Source organism: Acidobacteriota bacterium (assembly GCA_012729555.1).
In the GTDB taxonomy this organism is placed as follows: domain Bacteria; phylum Acidobacteriota; class UBA6911; order UBA6911; family UBA6911; genus UBA6911.
On record JAAYCX010000020.1, the window covers coordinates 81,651 to 102,380 of the forward strand.

Annotated in this window: 15 protein-coding genes; 8 read left to right on the plus strand and 7 right to left on the minus strand. The window is 68.7% G+C overall.

Annotated features, from left to right (window positions below; all coding sequences use genetic code 11):
- Positions 1–4: 4 nt before the first annotated feature.
- On the minus strand, positions 5–715 hold the full coding sequence (rnc, locus tag GXY47_05985; protein NLV30690.1) for a ribonuclease III: 711 nt from the start codon (positions 713–715) through the stop codon (positions 5–7).
- Positions 716–966: 251 nt separating this feature from the next.
- On the opposite strand from rnc, the gene GXY47_05990 reads away from it, so the two are divergent.
- The 3 genes from GXY47_05990 to GXY47_06000 are packed head-to-tail and all read left to right on the plus strand — an operon-like array spanning position 967 to position 3,308.
- Positions 967–1,314: a hypothetical protein gene (locus GXY47_05990; protein NLV30691.1), complete on the plus strand. Its 348-nt coding sequence runs from the start codon at positions 967–969 to the stop codon at positions 1,312–1,314.
- A gap of 48 nt (positions 1,315–1,362) precedes the next feature.
- Positions 1,363–2,724 carry a hypothetical protein gene (locus GXY47_05995; protein NLV30692.1) on the plus strand — a complete coding sequence of 454 codons (1,362 nt, stop codon included), beginning with the start codon at positions 1,363–1,365 and terminating at the stop codon, positions 2,722–2,724.
- Between the two features lie 11 nt (positions 2,725–2,735).
- Positions 2,736–3,308 carry a hypothetical protein gene (locus tag GXY47_06000; GenBank protein ID NLV30693.1) on the plus strand — a complete coding sequence of 191 codons (573 nt, stop codon included), beginning with the start codon at positions 2,736–2,738 and terminating at the stop codon, positions 3,306–3,308.
- A 68-nt stretch (positions 3,309–3,376) separates the two neighbouring features.
- Here the strand turns inward: GXY47_06000 and GXY47_06005 are convergent, their stop codons facing one another.
- The 3 genes from GXY47_06005 to GXY47_06015 all read right to left on the minus strand — a co-directional run bounded on the left by GXY47_06005 (position 3,377) and on the right by GXY47_06015 (position 9,897).
- Positions 3,377–3,793, minus strand: coding sequence for a hypothetical protein (locus GXY47_06005; GenBank protein ID NLV30694.1), 417 nt, complete (start codon positions 3,791–3,793; stop codon positions 3,377–3,379).
- A 135-nt stretch (positions 3,794–3,928) separates the two neighbouring features.
- Positions 3,929–5,542 carry a tetratricopeptide repeat protein gene (locus tag GXY47_06010; GenBank protein ID NLV30695.1) on the minus strand — a complete coding sequence of 538 codons (1,614 nt, stop codon included), beginning with the start codon at positions 5,540–5,542 and terminating at the stop codon, positions 3,929–3,931.
- Positions 5,543–5,574: 32 nt separating this feature from the next.
- A complete protein-coding gene (locus GXY47_06015; protein ID NLV30696.1) occupies positions 5,575–9,897 on the minus strand; it encodes a hypothetical protein in 4,323 nt (1,440 codons plus the stop codon).
- 341 nt (positions 9,898–10,238) lie between these two features.
- On the opposite strand from GXY47_06015, the gene GXY47_06020 reads away from it, so the two are divergent.
- On the plus strand, positions 10,239–11,093 hold the full coding sequence (locus GXY47_06020) for a solute-binding protein (GenBank protein ID NLV30697.1): 855 nt from the start codon (positions 10,239–10,241) through the stop codon (positions 11,091–11,093).
- Here GXY47_06020 and GXY47_06025 read toward each other — a convergent pair.
- Entirely contained in the window at positions 11,068–14,286 is a 3,219-nt protein-coding gene (locus tag GXY47_06025) for a glycoside hydrolase (GenBank protein ID NLV30698.1), read from the minus strand. The genes GXY47_06020 and GXY47_06025 overlap by 26 nt on opposite strands.
- A gap of 82 nt (positions 14,287–14,368) precedes the next feature.
- Between GXY47_06025 and GXY47_06030 the strand changes: the two genes are divergently transcribed.
- Both GXY47_06030 and GXY47_06035 read left to right on the plus strand, forming a co-directional pair.
- Positions 14,369–16,714 (plus strand): glycoside hydrolase family 2 protein, encoded by a 2,346-nt coding sequence (locus GXY47_06030; GenBank protein NLV30699.1) that lies wholly within the window; start codon positions 14,369–14,371, stop codon positions 16,712–16,714.
- A 112-nt stretch (positions 16,715–16,826) separates the two neighbouring features.
- Positions 16,827–17,249, plus strand: coding sequence for an energy transducer TonB (locus GXY47_06035; GenBank protein ID NLV30700.1), 423 nt, complete (start codon positions 16,827–16,829; stop codon positions 17,247–17,249).
- A gap of 115 nt (positions 17,250–17,364) precedes the next feature.
- Here the strand turns inward: GXY47_06035 and GXY47_06040 are convergent, their stop codons facing one another.
- Positions 17,365–17,724: a DUF4172 domain-containing protein gene (locus GXY47_06040; GenBank protein NLV30701.1), complete on the minus strand. Its 360-nt coding sequence runs from the start codon at positions 17,722–17,724 to the stop codon at positions 17,365–17,367.
- Positions 17,725–17,888: 164 nt separating this feature from the next.
- On the opposite strand from GXY47_06040, the gene GXY47_06045 reads away from it, so the two are divergent.
- Both GXY47_06045 and GXY47_06050 read left to right on the plus strand, forming a co-directional pair.
- Positions 17,889–18,167 carry a hypothetical protein gene (locus tag GXY47_06045; protein NLV30702.1) on the plus strand — a complete coding sequence of 93 codons (279 nt, stop codon included), beginning with the start codon at positions 17,889–17,891 and terminating at the stop codon, positions 18,165–18,167.
- A 7-nt stretch (positions 18,168–18,174) separates the two neighbouring features.
- The gene (locus GXY47_06050; GenBank protein NLV30703.1) at positions 18,175–18,462 is read left to right on the plus strand and encodes a HigA family addiction module antidote protein; all 288 of its coding nucleotides are present in this window, start codon (positions 18,175–18,177) and stop codon (positions 18,460–18,462) included.
- Between the two features lie 341 nt (positions 18,463–18,803).
- On the opposite strand, the gene GXY47_06055 is transcribed toward GXY47_06050, so the two are convergent.
- Entirely contained in the window at positions 18,804–20,699 is a 1,896-nt protein-coding gene (locus GXY47_06055) for a glycoside hydrolase family 31 protein (GenBank protein NLV30704.1), read from the minus strand.
- Positions 20,700–20,730 lie beyond the last annotated feature (31 nt).

Sequence of the window (20,730 nt, forward strand, 5' to 3'; positions counted from 1 at the left end):
GGGATCAGGAAGGGTCGGGCAGGCGCTCCAGCGCCAGGCGCGCGGCCGACTGCTGCGCCTCCTTCTTGGTTTTCCCGGAAGACTCGGCGACCACCCTGCCGTCGACCTCGACCTCCACGACAAAGGTCTTCCGGTGGTCGGGACCCAGTTCGTCGACCACGCGATAGACCGGCTCCGGGCGCCCCAGGTCGTGCAGCCGCTCCTGCAGCGCCGATTTGAAGTCCCCGTAAGTCAGCTGCCGCAGGTCGATGGCCTCGAGAAAGGGGCCGATCTGGCGTCCGACGAAATCGCCGGCGGCCTCGACGCCGCCGTCGAGGTAGATGGCGCCGATGATGGCCTCGAAGGCGTCCACCAGGATGGCGCGCTTGGCCCGCCCCCCGGTCTTCTCCTCCCCCCTGCTGAGGCGGATGAAGTCGCCCACCCGGATCGCCTCGGCCAGCTTCACCAGGGAGGCGGCGCTGACGAGGTAGGCCTTGATCTTGGACAGGTCCCCCTCGGTCATCCCCGGGCAGGCGTGGAAGATGCGGGAGCTGACCAGGAACCCGAGCACCGCGTCCCCCAGGAACTCGAGCGCCTCGTTGTGGCCGGGCCCCGGTTCCCCGCTCTCGTTGACCCAGGAGCGGTGGGTCAGCGCCTGCCCGAGCAGCGCCCGGTTCCGGAAGGCGTACCCGAGCCGCCGTTCCAGTTCGCCCGCGCCGCCGCCTGGTTCACTCATGGCACCCTCGTGGAAAAATCAAAGCCTAGGATACGGCATGCCCCCCCCCCTTTCCATCCCAAATTCTCCCTCGAACCCGCACCTTTCGCTTGACCCGGGCGCGCGCGCTGTCCTACACTGTACCCATATAGGAGATATTGTCTCGTATTGGATACTTTAGGCAGTTCCGTGCGTCACGCCCCGCGCCGGTTCCCGGAGGGGCGGACATGTCTACAACAGGAGGTGCAGTTGTGAGAATCAGGACGGCTGGAATGATATTGGCGATTCTGACCGCGTCGTTCGCCTCGTTCTCCGGTTGGGCGGCGGGCGAGGAGAAGATCGTGGTGATGAACCCACGGGGGATTCAGCCCGAAATCCGCAAGATCCCCATGGCGCCGCGGCCCGCCACGCTGGACGGCAGGACCGTGTACGTCGTCGACACCAAGTACGCGATGACCAAGCCCTTCGTGCTCGAGCTGGTCGCGGCACTCAAGGCCAAATACCCCAAGACCACGTGGGAGCTGCGCGAGAAGGTCGGGGTCTACTTCGACGACGACCCCGACCTGTGGAAGGAAGCGAAGGAAAAGGCCGCGGGGGCCATCGTCCTGGTGGGGCATTGAAGCAGCTGCTCGCCGGCGGTCGTCGGCCACGCGGTAACCCTGGAACGGATGGGCGTCCCCACGGTGCCCATGGTCACCCGCAGGTTCGTGGAGCTCGTCTCCACGATCTCCTACAAGAAGGGGATCCCGAACATGCGTATCACCTACACCCCCCACCCGATCACCGACCGGCCCGCGGAGCTGTGCCGGAAATACGTGGCGGGCAGCGACCCGGTCTCGGGCAAGCCGATGCTGGAGCAGATCTACGAGGGCCTGACGCGGCAGCTGTCGGCCGAGGACGGCAAGGCGGGATACCTCAAGCGCGATCCGCGCCCGCGCCTCCTCCCCCCCGACACGCCCGAACGGCTGATGGCCTACTTCCACGAACAGAATTTCACCGACGGCAACCCCGTCATTCTCCCGACCGAGGAGAAGGTGGCGGAGATGCTCAAGGCGACGAGCCGACGGCCGAACGAGTGGGTGGGCCAGATGCGCCCCTCCCCCCCGCACGAGGCCTGGTACTACACCGTCGAGATGGTGGCGGTCAACGCCGTGATGGCGGGGCTGAAGCCGGAGTATTTCCCCGCCGTCCTCGCGATGGCGTCCAAGGGGGTCACCTCCCTCATCAGCTCCACCTCCTCCTTCGGCCGGATGGTGGTCTTCAACGGCCCGGTGATCCAGGAAATCGGCATGAACACCGGGATCGGCGCCCTCGGCCCGTTCAACCACGCCAACGCCTCGATCGGCCGCTGCTGGACCCTGATATCAAAGAACCTGGGGGGGTCGGGAAAACCAGGGGAGACCTACCTCGGGTCCCTGGGCAACCCGATCAACTACAACAACCTCTGCATGCCCGAAAACGAGGAGGGGCTCCCCCCCGGCTGGAACCCGCTGCACGTGCAGAAGGGATTCAAGAAGAGCGACAGCGTCGTCAGCTTCTTCAACGGCTGGAGCTTCAGCAACATCGCCTGGTACTCCCCCCTGCCGCAGCATGAAGTGATCCGGGGGTGGCTGGAGAACTTCTTCTCCTACGGCACCCGGCAGGCCACGCTGGTCCTCGACCCGATCGTGGCCGCGGACGTGGCCGGGGCCGGCTACAAGTCGAAGGAGGCGTTCGCCCGGTTCCTCGCCGACAACACGGGGACCCCCGGGTGGCTCTTCTGGTCGCAGAACCGGATGGCGCTGAAGCAGGCCGAATCGGGGGAGGAACCGTACGCCTCCTGGCTGAAAAAGGGGCGGGAATACATCGTCCCCGTTTCGCGTTACAAGGGGCGCGGGCGTAGGGCTGGGAGCGGCGGGGGCTTCGCCTCCCTGGGGGGCGAGAGTGCCACCACCATCGATATCGTCGTCACCGGGGGGGGGACCAACACCTTCTGGGGAGGCGGGGATTTCGGCTATATCGGCAGCGCATCCGTGGACCCATGGAGATAGGAGAAGAGCGAATGAAAAGAAAAACCATCATGCATCCCCTGGCCCTGGTCGCCTGGGTGTTCTCCGGGCTTCTCCTCGCCGCGCCGGCGCAGGACAACTCTCCGACCAACCCGGCGCCCGTCGGAACCCCGGTTCCGTCCATGGTCGAGCTGGGATCGGTCAGCTCGAACATCTACGACATCACCGTGACCACCCTCGAGGTGGTCCGCGGCAGGGAGGCGCTCGACCGGCTGAAGGCCACGAGCGCTTCGAACCCCGCGCCCCCCGCCGGCCTGGAATACCTCCTGGCCCGGGTCCGGTTTGAACTGAAAGGGCGCTCGGTGAGCGATAAAATGGGAATCGAGATCGGGGACACGCCGCTGCAGTGGGTGGCCCTCGGTTCCGACCTGACCGAGTACGCCCGCCCCTCGGTCACCGTCCCCGCCCCGGCGCTGGCCGGCACCGTCCCCGAAGGGGGCTCGCTCGAAGGGTGGGCGGCCTTCGTGGTGGATGTCCAGGAGGCCGCCCCGATCATGGTATTCGACCCGGATACCGGGGGGGGCACCGGCCGGGGCAAGACGCTGTTCTTCAAGCTGTACCGCTAGCCCTGCCCCATCCCAGGTCCGTGGCGGGAGTCCTCCCGCCACGGACCCTGCCTGGTCCCCGGCCCCGCTTACCTGAGCGCCAGCACCGGGGGCTCGCCGCTCCCCGCGATCCGGGCGCGGAGTTCGCGCTCCCCGTCCGGCATCGGGACCTCGGCCCGGAAGCCCTGGATGGAGACGCCCGACAGGAAGTAGGTGTCCCCGTACTTGTGGAACAGGAGACGGCCCGAGGCCGCGTCCCTTCCCGGCCGCGCGCCCAGGGTGCACACCGCCGCCCCCTCCCGCGTGATGACCGTCACCATCGACCCGGTCGCCGTGGCGCCCGAGGTCATCTCGAAGGTGTACTCCCCCGCCGGCAGCAGCCGGCTCCCGGCGTAGAAATCGAACGGCACCGTGACGTGCATGGTGGCGCCCGAGAGGGCGAACCCGAAGCCCGCCATCAGCACCAGCGCCGCCGCAAGCATCAAAACCCGCAGATTCCGTTTCATAACCCCTCCACCTGGTTTCGGGCGGGGGCCCCGTCGCCCCGGCGGCTCCGGGCTTCCCGCCCCTTACTACCAAGGAGTACGGCCGCCGGCCGCAGGAGTCTGTGAGGGTTGCGTGAGGAATGCGCGGGGGGAAAATCAGCAGCGAAGGTCCCGGACGAGCTTCCGGTAGCGGGGGGAGCGGCGGAGGGGGTCCAGGTTGCTGTCGTGCTCCAGCCACCCCTTCTGGTGCAAACCGCTCCTGACGGCCCTCTCGAGGGAATCGAGCGCTTCGTCGCACCTCCCGGCCAGCGCCTGGACGCAGGCGACGTTGTAGAGCACCATCGGTTCGTCGGGATCGATGGCCAGGGCCTGCCGCGCCCACTCGAGCCCGCGGTCGCGCTCGCCCAGGGCGGCCCACGCGTTGGCCCCCATGTAAAGCGCCCGGCTGTCGTCGGGGTTCAGCCTCAGCCTCGACTCGGCCGCCCGGACCCCCCGCTCCCGCGCCTCCCTGGCCCGGTCCGGGTCCCCGAGGTCCTCGTAGACCTGCGCCGCCAGAAGCGGCGCCTGGTAGTCGTGCGGGTTGACCTCCATCGCCTTGGCGTACATCCGGACCGTCTTCGCCAGCTCCCCCCTGGCGAAGGAGACCCGGGCGTAGGAGTACCACGCCTCGAACAGCCCCGGGTCGAGCGCGATCGCCGTCTCCAGCTCCTCCTCCGCCTCGGCGTAGTCCCCCCCGAGCGCGCACGCGATCCCGCGCGACGCGTGCGCTTCGGCCGAATCGGGATCGAGCTCGAGCGCGCGCCGGCTCATCGCCTCCGCCTGCCGCCGGTGGCGCTCGTGGTTCCCCGCGTACATGTAGAGAAACGAGGCGCAGTCGGCCATTCCGGCCCAGGCCCGGACGAAGCCGCCGTCGATCTCCACCGCCCGGGCGAACATCGTCAGCGCGAACTCGATCCCCTTGCGCCGGTACTGGTAGTAGAACTGCCGGCCGCGCAGGTAGAAGTCGTACGCCTCGGGGTCGCTCGTCGGCGCGCGCCCGATGGCGAGGCTCTCGCGCGGCGACAGGGCGATCTCCAGGGCCGCGGCCACGCTCCGGGCGATCTCGTCCTGGACCGCGAAGATGTCCTCGGGCCTGCGGTCGAACCGTTCCGACCAGACGGTCGTGCCGTCCTCCGTCCGGATCAGCTGCACGGCGATGCGCACCCGGTCCCCCTCCCTGCGCACGCTCCCGTCGAGCACGTGGTCGACCCCCAGGTCGCGGCCGATCGCGCGCGCGTCCTCCGAGCGGCCCTTGAAGGCGAAGGAGGAGGTGCGGGGGGCGACCCGCAGCCGCCGGATGCGCACGAGGTTCCCGATGATCTCCTCCGCGATCCCGTCGCAGAAATACTCCTGGTCCCGGGCCGCGCTCATGTCGGAAAAGGCCAGGACCGCGACCGACCCGCCCGGGGAGGGGCCGCCGCCGGACACCGTCGCGATCAGCCGGTAGCCGCGCCGGGGGATGGTCTCGATGAAGCGGGGGTTGCGGGCGTCGTCCCCGAAAGCCTTCCTCAGCTCCGAGATCGAATAGCGCAGCACCTCCCCCCCGACATGCACGCCGGGCCAGACCGCGCCGAGGATCCGCTCCCGGCCGAGCACCTCCCCGGGGTGGCGGGCCATGAAGGCCAGCACCTCCGCCACCTTCGGTTCCACCGAAACGGTCCGGCGGCCGCACTTCATGCGGTTCAGGTCGGGCTCGACCCGCCAATGGCCCACCCGGAATGTGCGCCCCATCCCTCCCCCTCCGCGGCTGTTGCGCCCGCCCCTCACCCCTTGTCGTTCCTACCCCCGGTATACGCGCCCCCGGCGGGAAAAGTTCCCCCATCGCCGGCGGGGATGTTCTGGATCAGGAAGTGGAGCCGGTTGAGGACGTTCACCCGGCTGACGCCCGAATCGAAATCGAGGTAGAGGAGGTTCATGTCGGGGTAGAGGCTCTTCATCCTCATCTCCATCCCCTTGCCGACGACGTGGTTGGCGATGCAGCCGAAGGGCTGGAGGCAGACGGCGTGCCGGATCCCCTGGCGCGCGCAGGAGGCGATCCCGGCCGGAATGAGCCACCCCTCGCCGTACTGGTTGTCGAGGCTGAGGGCCTCCGCGGCCAGCCGGGCGGCGCCCCGGATCCCCTCCACCGGGCGGTGGAAGCGGAACCCCCGCGCCGCCTCCCCGAAGCGCCCCTCCACCCTTTCGGCCGCCCGCTCGAGAAAGGGGGCGAGAAAATCGAGCGGCCGCCGGCGCTGCAGGAAATCGTCCCGGCGCACCCCGGCGTTGACGAAGGCCTGGGTGAAAAATTCCACCAGGGGGGGGAGCACCGGCTCGACCCGCCGGGCGATGAGCCAGTCGACGATGCCCGCCTGGCCGAAGGAGTTGTACTTGACGTAGATCTCCCCCACGACGCCGACGGCCCGGACCTCGTCCACCGCCGTCGCGACCGCGTTGAAATCGGCGACGGCGGCGCGGAGGAGGCCGGGGAGCGGGCCGGGGCCGTCGTCGCCCCACGAGGCGCACGCGAGCCCGATATACCGGTCCCGCAACCGCGCGGCTTCCCCCGCGACCCGCTCGCGCGGGGCCGTGGCGTGGTACATGCGCGACAGCGCGTCGGCATAGAGGACGGCGCCGAAGGCGGGCCTCACGGCCCGCAGCCAGTCCGGCCGGAAACCGGACCGGCGGCTCCCGACCGCCCTCGACACGGCCAGGGAAAGGACGGGGACGCCGCCGAAACCGGCGTCGGCGAGCGCCCGCCGGATCAGGGCGATGTAGTTGCTCGCCCGGCACTGCCCCCCGGTCTGGGTGATGCCGACGGCCACCCCGGCCGGGTCGTACCGCCCCCCCCGGAGCGCCCGGATGATGTCCCCCACAACCAGGATCGCGGGGTAGCAGACCTCGTTGTTCACGTACTGGAGCCCGAGCTCGGCCGACCGCGCGTCGGGAGGGGGGAGGTTCTCGATCCGGTACCCCGCGCACCGGCCGATCAGGGGGACGAAGGGGGAATAGAAATCGGAAAACCAGGGGGCCAGGATGGTCCGCTCCCCCACCGCGCGGCCGGGCGGGGCGGGGACGACGGCGGGGACGGCGGCGGGAACGGCGGGCCCGCGCTCCTTCAGCTTGAGCGATTCGACCAGGGAGCGCAGGCGCAGCCGGACCGAGCCGGGGCTCGAGATCTCGTCGACCCGGACCAGGGCGAAGGGGAGGCGCGCGCGCCGCGCCAGGTCCCGGACCTCGTCCATGATGAAGGAATCGGGGCCGCAGCCGAACGAGTTGAGCTGGATGAAGCCGAGCGGGAAGGGTTGCCGGGACGCCCACCAGGCCGATTGCAGGATCCGGCTGGGGTATTCCCACTGCGAGACGGCGAAGAACTCCCCGAACCCCTCCCCCTCCCTGCCGGCGGCGATGTCCTCGTTGATCACGTGCACCCCCATGTCGGCCAGGATCTGCGAGACCTGCTGGTGCACCATCCGGTCGGCGTGATAGGGGTGGCCGGCCACCAGGACCACCGTCTCCCCCCGCCGCCGCGCCTCTCCGAGGATCGCGTCGTTCGCCTCCGCGAGCGCCCGCCGGAACGCCCCCTGGGCCCGGAGCGCCCGGCGGAACGCCCGGCGGAAAAGCGCGGCCCCGACCCCCAGGGAGCGGAGGTAGCGCCGGCAGGCTTTTTCGAGCAGGAGCGGGTCGTGAAAAGCGACGGGGGGGGAGTCGAAGGGGACGGGGGCCGACGCGCCGGGAAGGTGCGCGCTCCTGAGGACCTCGGCATAGGCGGTGACGATGGGGCAGTTGAAGCTGTTGGCCGATCGCTCGAACGCCTTCTCGGCGTAGACCACGTAGGGGAGGAGGACGCGGTCCACCCCCTTGTCGACCAGGTTGACGACGTGGCCGTGGGCCAGCTTGGCCGGCAGGCAGATGTTGTCCGACATCAGCGCCCCGATCCCCCGCTCGTACAGCGCCTGGCCGCTCTCGTCGGAGAGCACGACCTCGAAGCCGCACCCCTCGAGCAGGGCGCGCCAGAAGGGGAGATGCTCGTACATGTCGAGCACCCGCGGGAGGCCGATGCGGAGGCGGCCGTGGGGGCTTTGGGCCGCGGGGCTTTGAGCCGCGGGGCCTTCGGCGGACGGGCCGAACAGCAGCTCGCGCTTGCGGTCGTAGATGTTGGCGCCGCGGGAGGAGGAGGCGCCGCCCCCCCCGAAGACCTTCTCGCACTTGTTCCCGGAGTGGCAGACGCCGCCGTGGGCGAAGCGGTAGACGGTGACGCGGCACCGGTTGGGGCACCCGTGGCAGGAAGTGACCCGGGCCGTGTACTCCCCGGCCTCCCCGAGCCGCCCGAGCCCGATGAAGGAGCTCTCCCCCCCGCGCTCGAGGGCGTAGAGGGCGGCCCCGTAGGCCCCCATCAGCTCGGGCCGGTCGGAGATCAGGACCGTCTTCCCCGAGAGGAGCTCGAGGCTGCGCACCACGGCGTCGTTTCGGAACACCCCCCCCTGGACCACGACCGTGTCGCCGATATCGTCCCAGCTCCGGATGCGCAGCACCTTGTGGAGGCAGTTCTTCACGACCGAGTAGGCCAGCCCGGCGCCCAGGTCGCTCGGGGTGGCGCCGTCCCCGACCGCCTGCCGGACCCTGGAGTTCATGAAGACGGTGCAGCGGGAGCCGAGGTCGCAGGGGGCGGTCGACCCGGTCGCCAGCCGGGCGAATTCGGGGGGATCGTACCCCAGGGCGCCGGCGAAATTTTCGAGAAACGACCCGCACCCCGAGGAGCAGGCCTCGTTGATCTCGATGTTGCCGAGGATCCCGTCCCGCACGAAGACGGCCTTCATGTCCTGCCCGCCCACATCGAGGATGAACGACACCCCCGGCGCGATCCTCTGCGCGGCGAGGTAGTGGGCCACGGTCTCCACCACCCCGAGTTCGATCCCGAGCGCCGCCCGGACCAGTTCCTCCCCGTACCCCGTCACCGCCGCCGCCGCGACCCGCACCGGGGCGCCGGCCGTCCGCCGGGAAAACTCCCCGAGCCCCTCGAGCGCCGTCTCGAGCGGCCGGCCCTGGTTGTTGCGGTAGAAGCTGAAGAGGACGGCCCCGGCGTCGTCGACGGCCACGATCTTGGTCGTGGTCGACCCCGAGTCGATCCCGAGCCGGCACGCGCCCCGCGCCGGACCCGCCCGCTCGAGCGGCACCCGCTCGAGCGGCACCCGGCGCCTCTCGCGCTCCCAGCGCTCGCGTTCGGCGCGGTCGCGGAAGAGGGGGGGGAGGGTGGCGGCCGGGGCCGCGCCCCCGCGCGCCTCCCGCACCCGGCGGGTGAGATCGGAGAGGGTGCCGAAGGTGGCGTCCCCCGCGGCGGAGTGCGCGGCCCCCAGGGCCGTGAAGAGCTCGCCGTGGTCGGGGAGGACGATGTCGGCCTCCCCCAGCGCGAGCAGCCGGGCGAACGCCCGCCGGAGCGAGCGGATCCAGGTGAGCGGCCCCCCCGTGAACACCACCGGCGGGCGGATGGTGCGGCCCCGGGCCAGGGAGTTGATGATCTGCCCCGCCACCGCCTCGAAGATCGAAAGGGCGATGTCGGCGGGGTCGATCTTGCGGCTGAGGAGGTTCTGCACGTCGGTCCTGGCGAACACCCCGCAGCGGGAGGCGATCGGGTAGACGGCCGAAGCCCCGAGGGCCATCTCGTCGAGTTCGCCGATGGTCCGGTCGAGCAGGAGGGCCATCTGGTCGATGTAGGCCCCCGTCCCCCCCGCGCAGTTGCCGTTCATCCTGATGTCGGGCGCCCGGCCCGCTTCGAACAGGATCAGCTTGGAGTCCTCGCCGCCGATGTCGACCAGGCTCCCGAGGGCGGGATACCGCGCGGCGGCCAGCGCGGCCGCGGCGATGATCTCCTGGACGAAGGGGACCCCGGCGCTTTCGGCCAGCCCCATCGCGCCCGACCCGGTGCAGGCCGCCCGGACCGGGAGGTCGCCGCAACCGTCCCGCATCCTCTCCAGCTGACCGGCCAGGGTCTCCCGGGTGCGGGTGTGGTGCCGGGCGTAGTCGGAAAAAAGGACGCGCCCGCCCGGGCCGGCCAGCACCACCTTCGAGGTGGTGGAGCCGATGTCGATACCCAGCATGAGACCGTCCATGATGGTTTTCCCGTTTCCCCCCGGCGCACGCGGGGATGGGGCAGGAGCCCCGCGCCGAATGAGGCCCATTATATCGCCTCGGGCGCGGAAAAACCAAAAACCGCCGCCGGAGGACAAAAAAATCGAAAAAAACAAAACGCCCGGCTTCCAATGACGTATTACCAGATAACAACCCTAAAAAAGCCTGGGGGGGTCCGATGCAGTATCCGGGCCTTCCCCCAGGTCCCTCTTCACCCCCTCCCGCGCCGCCACCCGGAATTTGTTATTTATAAAATACATTGTCGTGATATAACTGGCTCCTCGGCCGGGTTTTCCGGCTTTTTTTCCGGAAGGGGGACAGGATGGGGGGGCGCACCTGGATTCTGGTTGCGGCGCTGCTGCCGGCGCTCGCGCCGCAGGCGCCGTCGCTGCGGGCGGCGGAAGGGGCCGGGGACTCCCGGCCGCTGCGGGTGGCCGTGATCGGCGGGATGACCATGACCCCCCTCTGGGGCGAGATCGAAAGGCTCTTCCTGGCCGAGACCGGGATCCGGATGGAGGTGGTGGCGACGGGGCCCAAGCCCTCCCTCGCGCGCGCCATGAAGGAGGGGAAGGTCGATTTCCTCACCATGCACTCGAGCGACGCGACCACCAACCTGGTGGCCGACGGCTGGGCGCGCGACCTGCGCCCCTGGGCCAAGAACGACCTGGTCATCGTCGGCCCGGCCGCCGACCCCGCCGGCGTCGCGGGGCTGAAAGACGGCGCCGAGGCGGTGCGCCGGATCGCCGCGACCGGCTCCAACTGGCTCGACTTCGAGTCGAACGGCCCCCGCGAGACGGCCCACACCCTCTTCGCAAACGCCGGGGTGCGGATGGCGGGCCCCTGGGTCCTCAAGTACGAGCACGCCGGGACGGCCGGCATCCTCCACTACGTGGCGGCCCGAAACGCCTACATGATCGTCGGGCGGATGCCCGTCCTCTACGGCAAGATGGAGCCCGACCCCAAGGTGAAGATCCTGGTCGAGGGGGACCCCGTCATGCGCCGCCCCTACGTCTCGATCGTGGCCAACCCGGAAAGGTTCCCCGACGCCGACATCGAAGCCGCCCGGAAGCTGTCCGACTTCCTCCTCTCCGACCGGGTCCAGTCCTTCCTGGCCGGCTACGACGGCGGGATCGGCGACGGCGTCCCGATCTTCATTCCGGTCCGGCAGCCGCGATAATCGCGACCGGGCCGAGGAGGCCCGACTCGGCCAGCACCGCCGGCGCGGCGTAGCGCTCCATCCAGGCGGGGGCGGGGGGGAGCCTCTTCCCTTCCGGCGGGAGGGCGCGGTCGCCCAGCATCCGGTTCGACCACTGGTTGGTGACCCGGACCTCGAGCCGGTTCTCCCCCGCTTTCATCAAAGCTCCCACCTCGGCGCGGTAGGGGGGCTTCCAGAGCAGTTCCGCCCGCCGGCCGTTGACCCACACTTCGGCCACGTCCCCCACCCTCCCCAGGTCGAGAAAGAGGCGCCCGGCGCGGACCTGCCCCGGGAGGAGCCGGAACGTCCTCGAGTAGACGGCGGTGCCGGAGAAATATTTCACCCCCTCCCCGGGGTGCGCCGACCAGGGCTCGAGCCGCTCCATCCTCAGCCGCTCCGGGGCCCCCCACCCCGGGGGGAAGGCCACGTCCCAGGGCCCGTCGAGCGCGGCCACGGTCCGGTACACCGGCGGCGGGATGGTGCGCGCGGAAGCCGCCGCCGGGCGGCGGAAGACCACGAAGACCGACCCGCGCTCCTCGAGTTGGAGCGGCACGGTGGTGCGCCCCCCCTCGATCGCGTAGCCCGCCGGCCCGATCTTCCCCGTGTCGGGGCGCCACAGTTCCGCCTCCTTCCCCGCCACCCGGAAGCGGGCGCGGATCTCGAGCGGCCGGTCGGTGCGGTTGGCGACGAAATAGATCTCCGCCTCCCCGCTCCGGCGGTGGATCCAGGAAATTTCCGCGTCGAGCGGGCGGTCGAACTCGGCGTCGGGCGCGATCCCGGCCGAGGCGAGCAGCTCCCCGATCGGCACCCCCCAGGCCACCGTCCCCCGGCCGCAGGGGCGCCGGGTGCGCTGCACCCCGTCCAGGTCGCCCCAGATCTCGGCGGCCAGCGCCCGCACCTCGGCGTCCTCGCGCTCCATCCCCCCGGCAAGGGTCGGGGATTTTTCCGGCTTCGGCCCGAGCACCACCGCCCCCCCCTCTACCAGCTCCTTCACCTTCCGGAGCACTTCGGCCCGCATCCGGCCGGTGCGGGGAAGCACCAGGACGCGGTACCCCGTCCCGTCGGGCAGCAGGAGCCGCCCGTCCTCCCCCACCCTCATCCGGTGAAGGAGCGCGTCGGCGTTGATCGTGTCGTAGTCGTACCCTTCGGGCGGGGCCGGCTGGAGGCCGGCGCCCCAGAAGGGCTGGCTCGAGGGCGCCCCCTCGTCGAGGAGATAGACCAGGTCGGCGACGAAGCGCCCCGCGGAGAGCATGTGGGAGACGCGCCCGAGATAGCCCACCACCCCGGAGGCCTGTTCCGCCCAGGTGATGTTGCGGTTGAAGTGCGTCCCCACCATCGTGTTCCCCGGCGCGGCGTCGAGCGGCTGGTGGGCGGAGGAATGAAACACGATCCGGTTCACCCCCTGGGCGAACCAGTAGTCGGCCAGGTTCTTGTAGGCCGCGGGGGGGTCGTACCCCCCGCCGGTGAAACTCTCGGCGGCCACCCAGCGCTTGCCGTAGACGTGGGCCGCGGCGGCGGCCATGCGCACGTCGGCGTAGTACTCGGCCGGCGGGTGCATCTTCCCGAGCCAGAACTCCCCCATCGGGATGTCGACCCGGCTCTTGGTCAAAAGGGTGTCCTCCAGGATCTCCATCGACACCCCGGGCGCCTCGCCGTAGACCCCCATCCCCTTCTCCCGGGCCAGGCGGGCCATGGTGCCGTAGTGGGCGTCGGCGATCGCCTCCACCAGGGTGCGGCGGAAGTCCCAGAGGAAGCGGTCGCTCTCCTCGGACCCCCTGACCACGCGCCCCACGAGGGCGGGCAGATAGGGAGTGGGGTCGTACCCCCGCCGCTGCCGGAACAGCTCGATCATCCCCTCGGTCCAGTTCTGCGCCCCCGCCTCCCAGCTGTCCATGACGAGATAGCGCAGGCTCCGCCCCACCAGGGGCCCGAGCGCCCGCTCGATCGGCCCCAGGTAGGCGCGGAAATAGCTTTCGACGTGGCGCGCGGAGAGCTTGTCCACCTCGAGCCCGGTGCCGGCGGGCGAGGCGGAGCGGTTGCGCGACCCGACCAGGGCGTACCCCATCCGCAGCAGGGTCCACTCCCCCTCGGGCGCGTCCCAGTCGAGGACCCCGTCCTCCATCAGCGGCGTCAGGTCGAGCACCTCCCCGATCGCCGAGCGGGGCGCGACCGGCGGGGTGGGAACCGTTCCGTAGTCGTAGATCAGGCTGAACCCCGCCTTGTCCTGCCAGCGGTCGATGCAAGCCCCGGTGTGGACGATAAACTCGTGGATCGCGTAGGAAGGCGCTGGCTTGGGCGCGGTCTGGTAGATCACGGCGTCCGGGTCGGGGGCCGCCCCGGTCATCACCAGGCGCACGAAGCGCACCCGCGCTTCCGGGAAGGCGTAGGTCTTGAGGCCCCGCGCGCGGTACTGCACCGCCCCGGGGAGCGCCGCGAGGGTGCGGTAGTTCACCCCGTCTTCGCTCCCCTCGACCCGGCCGAAGGGGACGCCGCGCCCGGGCGCGATCAGGGTCACCCCCTTGACCCCCACCGCCGCGGGAAACTCGTACCGGATCCAGGCCGCCTCCCCCGGGACCTTCACCCCGGTGGCGTCGTCCCCGTCCATCAAAAGGGGCGCGTCGACCGGGCCGCCGGCCGTCACCCGCGGACGGAGCTCGGCCATCGGCCGTTCGTCCGCCGGGGTGCGGAAGGCGACCAGGACGCTGTCGCGGTAGAATTCCCCCTCCTCGACCGGCCTCGGCAGCTCGACCCGCCGCCTCCCCGGCCCGCCGAGCGAAGTCTCGCTCCACACCAGCCGCTTCATCGCCTGCCGGGGCTCGACCCACGGCCCCCCCGTCAGGCTCCACCCCGAGGAACTGAAGATCGCGAGTTCGAGCCCGAGCCGGTCGGCCTCGGCGGCCGCGTGCCGCACCGCGTCCAGCCACGCGGGGGTGAGGAATTCCACCTTCTCGTCGACCCGCTGCCCCCCTTCCATCCCGATGTCGGCCAGGTGAGCCCCGCCGATCCCCACCCGCTTCATCCACTCGAGGTCCTTGGTGATCCCTTCGCGGGTGACGTTCCCCCCGGTCCAGTGCCACCAGACCCGCGGCCGGGCCTCCTCGGGCGGATTCACAAATCCCTGCTGGAGTTCATCGGCGCCGCCGAAGGCGGCTGCCAGAAAGAGGACGGCGGGCATCCAGGCTCTTTTCATATTTCTCCTTGCAATGCGGTCCGGCGGCGCGGTCTACTACCCACTATACTTCAATCGGGGTACGCCGATGAAACCGATCCTGCTCCTCCTCCTCATCTCTCTTGCCCCGCCCTGTTCGGCGGCGCGCGAAATCATTCCGCTCGATTCCGGCTGGCTCTTCCTCGGGCGGGACGCGCCGGGGGCGGAGGCCCCGGACTACGCCGACCACGACTGGCGCCCACTCACCGTTCCGCACGACTGGAGCATCGAGGGGGCCCACGACCCGAAACACCCGACCGGGCCGGGGGGAGGCTTTCTCCCCGCCGGCATCGGCTGGTACCGCCGCCCCTTCACCCTCCCCGCGGCCTGGGCCGGCCGGCGGGTGTCCGTGGAATTCGACGGGGTGATGGCGCACAGCGACGTCTGGGTCAACGGCGTGCACCTGGGGCAGCGCCCCAACGGCTACGTGAGTTTCGGCTACGACCTGACCGGCCACGTCCGCTTCGGCGCCCCGAACCTGCTCGCCGTGCGCGCGGACAACTCCGGCCAGCCCGCCTCCCGCTGGTACACCGGGGCCGGCATCTACCGGCGCGCGCGCCTGGTGGTGACCGGCCCGGTCCACTTCGAAAAATGGAGCCCCTTCCTCTCCACCCGCCTCGCCGGCAACCGGGCCGCGGTAAACATCGAGGGCACCGTCCTGAACCGCTCCGCACGAGCCGCCTCCGTCTCCGTGGAGATCACCCTCGTCGCTCCCGACGGGACGGTCGTCGGCACGGCCGGCACCCGCCCGCTCAACGTCGCCCCCGGCGCCGGCGCCGACTTCCGGGAAGAGGTCACCGTAACGGATCCCGTCCTCTGGGACCTCGACCGGCCCCTTCTCCATGAGGCCCGCCTGACCCTCCGCTCCGGCGACGAAGAAAGCGACGGCGAGCGCATCCCCTTCGGGATCCGCGAGGCGCGTTTCGACTCGGACACGGGCTTCTGGCTCAACGGGAAAAACCTCAAAATAAAAGGCGTCTGCCTCCACCACGACGGGGGGGCGTTCGGCGCCGCCGTCCCGCTCTCGGTCTGGGAAGAGCGCCTCGGCCGGCTGCGCAAGCTCGGGGTCAACGCCCTCCGCACCGCCCACAACCCGCCCGCGCCCGACTTTCTCGACCTGTGCGACCGGATGGGGTTCCTGGTCATGGTGGAAATGTTCGACTGCTGGACCATCGGAAAAAATACCCACGATTACCACCGCGACTTCGAGCGCTGGGCCCACATCGACGCGCGCGACACGGTCGTGCGCGACCGCAACCACCCTTCCGTCATCCTCTGGAGCGCGGGAAACGAGATCCGGGACACGGTCAAAGCGGAGCTCGGGAAGAAGGTCCTGGCGGGGCTGGTAGACCTCTTTCACCGTCTCGACCCGACCCGGCCGGTGACCCAGGGGCTCTTCCGCCCGAACGTGAGCGGCGATTACACCAACGGCCTGGCCGACCTGCTCGACGTCATCGGCACCAACTACCGCGACCTCGAGCTGCTCGAGGCGTGGAAGGCCAAACCGGGGCGGAAGATCGTCGGGACCGAGCAGCGGCACGAACTGGCCACCTGGCTGGCCGCGCGCGACCACCCGCAGCACGCGGGGCAGTTCCTCTGGAGCGGGATCGACTACCTGGGCGAATCGCTCGGCTGGCCGATGATCGGCGCCGGCTTCGGCCTGCTCGACCGCGCCGGCGCGATCAAGCCGATGGCGTATGAAAGAATGGCCTGGTGGAGCGACCAGCCGGTGGTCCACGTGGTGCGCCGCACCCTCCCCCCCAAGGCCGTCCCCGACGACCCCGGCTTCGTCCCCCTCACCCACAGGCAGTCGCAGTTTGCGGACTGGACCCCTGCCGACCTGAACCCGCACGAGGAAACGGTGGAAGCCTATTCCAACTGCGACGAAGTGGAACTCTACCTCAACGGGAAATCACTCGGAAAGAAAGGGCGCCCGGCCGACGACGCCCCGCGGGTGTGGAAAGTCCCCTTCGAGCCGGGCACCCTCGCCGCCATAGGCCGAAGCGGCGGCCGCGACGCCGCCCGGCACGAGCTGCGGACGGCGGGCCGGCCGGAAAAAATCGTCCTCACGGTCGACCGCACCCCCCTCGCCCCCGGCTGGGACCAGGTCGCCCGCGTCACCGCCACCGTCACCGACCGCGCCGGCGTCCCCGTCCCCGACGCCTCCCACCCGGTCACCTTCACTCTCACCGGCCCCGGCGCCATCGCCGCCGTCGACAACGGCGACAACCGAAGCGCCGAATCGTATCGCGGCTCTGTCCGCCGCGCCTACGGAGGGAAGTGCTACGCCTGGGTCCGCGCCCTCTCCGCCCCCGGCACGATCACCGTGAAAGCCTCCGCCCCCGGCCTCGAAGGAGGCACCCTCACCATCGAGGCGGCCGCGGGCAGGCCCTGAGATGATTGGGCAAAGACGGTTTTGCTTGAATACATGGTATTTTTGCGACGGAGTGCAAAGCAGCGATCGGCTCGAATGGAAACGGGCGCACATTGCCAGGAGACACTGAATCGTGCAACCATTGTTTAGGGTTTGGTTTTCAATCATTGCATTGTCGACCGTCTGCCACGCGGAAATCCATCCGAGTCCGCATTTGGTTTTGGCAGCAAATTATCCCAAGCTGGCGCTATTTGCAGGAATAGAGGGGACGGTTAAGGCAAAATGCAGGGTTCGTGATGATGGATCGGTTATCGATGTTACTATCGTTAACGGGCCGTCGCTTTTAGTAGAAGAGGTTGAATCGAATTTAGGCCGGTGGGTGTTCGACCCTCCTGGCAAAGGGGATGCAGCAGAAATTACCGTCACCTACCGCTTTGCATTCAGGGGATATTGTGATCATCACATCGGTTGCAGGCAAGAGTCCTGGTTTGAATATCCCGATAAAGTAATCATAGTAGCCGAAAGACCGCATGCTGACACTTTAGATTCACAATGACCTTATTCCATGACCGTCAAACTTTTCACCCGAGAGAATCACCGCAGCCGACGAGCGGCATAACGAACATTGGGGGGGGACAGTCACCACTGTCCCCTTCAACAACTCAGCGGGGTTATGCGTGGCATTCGGAGGGTTTTTGAAAGACAAACGGTATCGGTACCGGGAAGGAAAAGGTCCCCTCAGGCAGCGAATCCTCCTGCATCTCATTGGGCATGGGGACAAATCCCAGCTCCCTGAGCGCCTGATCGAGCGTTCCTCTTTCCAGGCAGCTGGTCAGGAATAACTGGGAAGCCTCAATCACGTTCTTCCGGGCCACCTCGAAAGTCTCTCCCTGGGTCGACAAATCCAGCGGGGGACAGTGGTGACTGTCCCCCTCAAGGCCCTGCCGATGGCGTACCTCGCCCAAAGGATACGCAATCTGCTGCGCGTCCCACCGGAACCGCGGCCAATCGTCAAGCTCGTGGCCGTACAATCTCCGCACCTCCTGCGGAGATTATTCGACCATTCGCCGCATTATTTGCGGTTAATAGGCGCGTAATCTCCGCAAGCGCATCAACGACCCTGGCCCCCTAGGCCCCGGTCTCGAATCAAGCTTCCTGTTGACACCCGCAACGTACCTGGTTACAATGAAAGTGCGTGATCCAAAATTTCAGGCACAAGGGGCTCAAACGATTGTTCGAATCCGGTAACACCAGTGGTGTGGATCCACAACATGCGGCTCGGATGAGAAAAATCCTCGCCCTGCTCGAAACGGCTGAAACCCTGCAAGATATGGATTTGCCGGGACTGGATCTGCACCCCCTCAGAGGGGATCGTAAGGGAACCTGGGCGGTCAAAATCAGCGGAAACTGGAGAATGACCTTCAGGATGAAAAACGGGGATGCCTTTGATCTCGATTATGAAGACTATCATTAGGGAAAAAATGGCCATGCATAACCCACCCCATCCAGGCGAAATCATAAGGGAATTTTGTGTAGAACCGCTCCATATCACCGTTACGGAAGCGGCAAGAGCGCTTGGTGTAACCAGAAAGACCTTTTCGGCGCTATTGAACGGCAGAGCCGGGATCAGTCCTGAAATGGCCTTGAGGTTGTCAAAAGTGTTCGGCCGGTCACCCGAAGGCTGGCTCAAGCTTCAACTCCAGTATGATCTCTGGCAAACAGCACAATCGGTGGATCTCGGCCATTTGAAACCTATTGAGCCCGCTTAGCCGGAGGGGGACAGTCACCACTGTCCCCCTCAAGGCCTGATGCTCTGGACCGGCGGGCTGACGCTCCTTATCGTGAGCGCCATCCTGCGCGCCACCCGCCTCATCCTGAAGGCAATCGATACGCTGGCCAACCAGAAACCCTGGTTTTGCCCGGCGCTCCCGAACTGCTCCGCCAGTTCCCTGTCGAGGCGCCCAAGGTCGGGCCGGCTCCGCATGGAAACCACTGAAAATACAGTAATTACTGCAGACTCCGGATATGGACATGCGAAAAAAGGTTTAAATCAGCCAGGGGCAAACCTTTAAATCAGCCGCCTGCCTGGTCCTGCTGCGAGCCCGGCTCCCTACCGTCCCACCTTCCCGAACTGCGCCGCCAGTTCCCGGTCGAGGCGGGCGAGATCGGGCCGGCGCCCGGCCACCTCCATCGCCTCGCGCCACTCCTGGTTGAGATCGCCGAGCCGGAGGGGTGACCCCACCCGGACGAAGATCGGGATCTGGTGCACTTCGGCCGGAATTTCGGCCGTTCGCCCCCCCTCGTAGACCCGGTCGGGGCGCCAGGCGTCGCGCCAGCGGGAGCCGGAGGGGAAATAGACCGTCTGCGCCCGCTTCCCCTTCTCCCAGACCGGGGACACCAACAGGTCCGGCCCGTAAAGATACGTATCCCAGTATTTCCAGGCTTCGGGCGACCCATCCGCTAAAAAGAGCGGCCGGACGATGGGTACCCCGGTCCGGCTGGCTTCCCGCGCCAGTGAATAGGTATAGTCGGCCAACCGGGTGTGGAGCCGGGCGTAGAGCCTCCAGGCCGCGATCAGCACCGCGTCGTAACGCGGCTCGCGCGGGAGGTTCCAGAACGCCAGGTTGCGCGTCGGCCCCACCTCCATGATCGGGGTGAAGCAGGAGAAAGCGAGCCAGCGGGCGCACACCTCCTGCTCCATCAGCTGCTGGTTGTAGCCGCAGGTGTCCGACCCCCAGTTCGGGTACCCCATCACCGCCGCGCGCTGGAGCGCGATGATCGACGCCCGCAGCCCCTCCTGGGTCCCGCCGATGTCCCCGCCCCAGAACACCCCGTAGCGTGAGCTGCCGGTGTAGGCCCCGCGCGGCATCAGGAGAAAATCGTCCCCGCGGTGCTTGCGGGCGACCTCGTAGGCCGCCTGGACGTACATGGCCGGGTAGGCGTTCCGCTGCTCCCGGAGCGACCGGCCGTCACTGACGGGGGGGAGGCCGTCGTCGGGGATCCCCTCCTCGCCGCGGTCGAGCTTGAACGCCGCCACCCCCAGGTCGAGGAGCTTTTCCACCCCCCGCTGCCAGTAGGCCTTCGCCTCCGGGTTGGTGAAATCGACCATCGGGTAGTTGTTGCGCTGCGGCTTCTGCCCGGCCAGGTGGTAGCCCCGGGCCAGCGCCTCCTTTTCCATCTTCCCCTGGAAGAAAGGGGCGATCCAGAGGAGGGTGCGCATGTCGCGGCTGCCAAGCCAGCGGACCATCTTTTCGAAATTCGGAAGGCGCGCCGGGTCGATCTCGAAGTCGTCGTAGCCCCAGAAGCCGAGGCCCCAGGGGCGGTCGACCCAGTAGACGCCGCAGGGGATCCCGAACGCCTTCATCAGGAGCACGTCTTCCATCACCTGGGAGTTGAAGGGCCCGGTGACGGGGGTGCCGTCGTAATACGTGTCCGCGTGGGTGTGCTCGTCGCGCCAGCGCCAGGGGAGGTAGGCCCATTTGGGGGGGAGAAACGGGGGGCCGGCCTCGAGCGCGTGCTCCGCCACCAGGCGCGCCGGGTCGCCGGTCGAGATCTTGAATTCCAGCTCCGGGCCCTCGAACCGGATCCGCACCCGGCCGGCGTCCTCGCGGCCGAAATCGTACACCCCGGGCCAGGTCCCCTTGACGAAGCAGGAGTACCCGCGCGAAGAGAGGTAATACGGCGCGTAGACCGAAGTCGTCGGCTTGACGATCATCTCCACCCGCTGCCCCCCGAGATCCATCCCCTCCCCGATCCCGGGCGCCCAGGACGCCTCCTGCGCCCCGTCCACCACCCGCTCCATCAGCCCGGTGAAATATTCCCCCTCCCGCGCCTCGATCGACACCCCCCAGCCCAGGATCCCCGCCCCCGCTTCCCCCTCCATCCGCACCGTAAACGCGTTCCCGCGCGCCACCACCGCCACTCTTACCGCCGGCCCGTCCCCCCGCTTCCACTCCATCTCGACCCGCCCGCCCCCACTCCACGCCGCCTCTTCGACGGGCAGCACCGTCCTCCCCTCCGCCGTCTCGTAAAACACC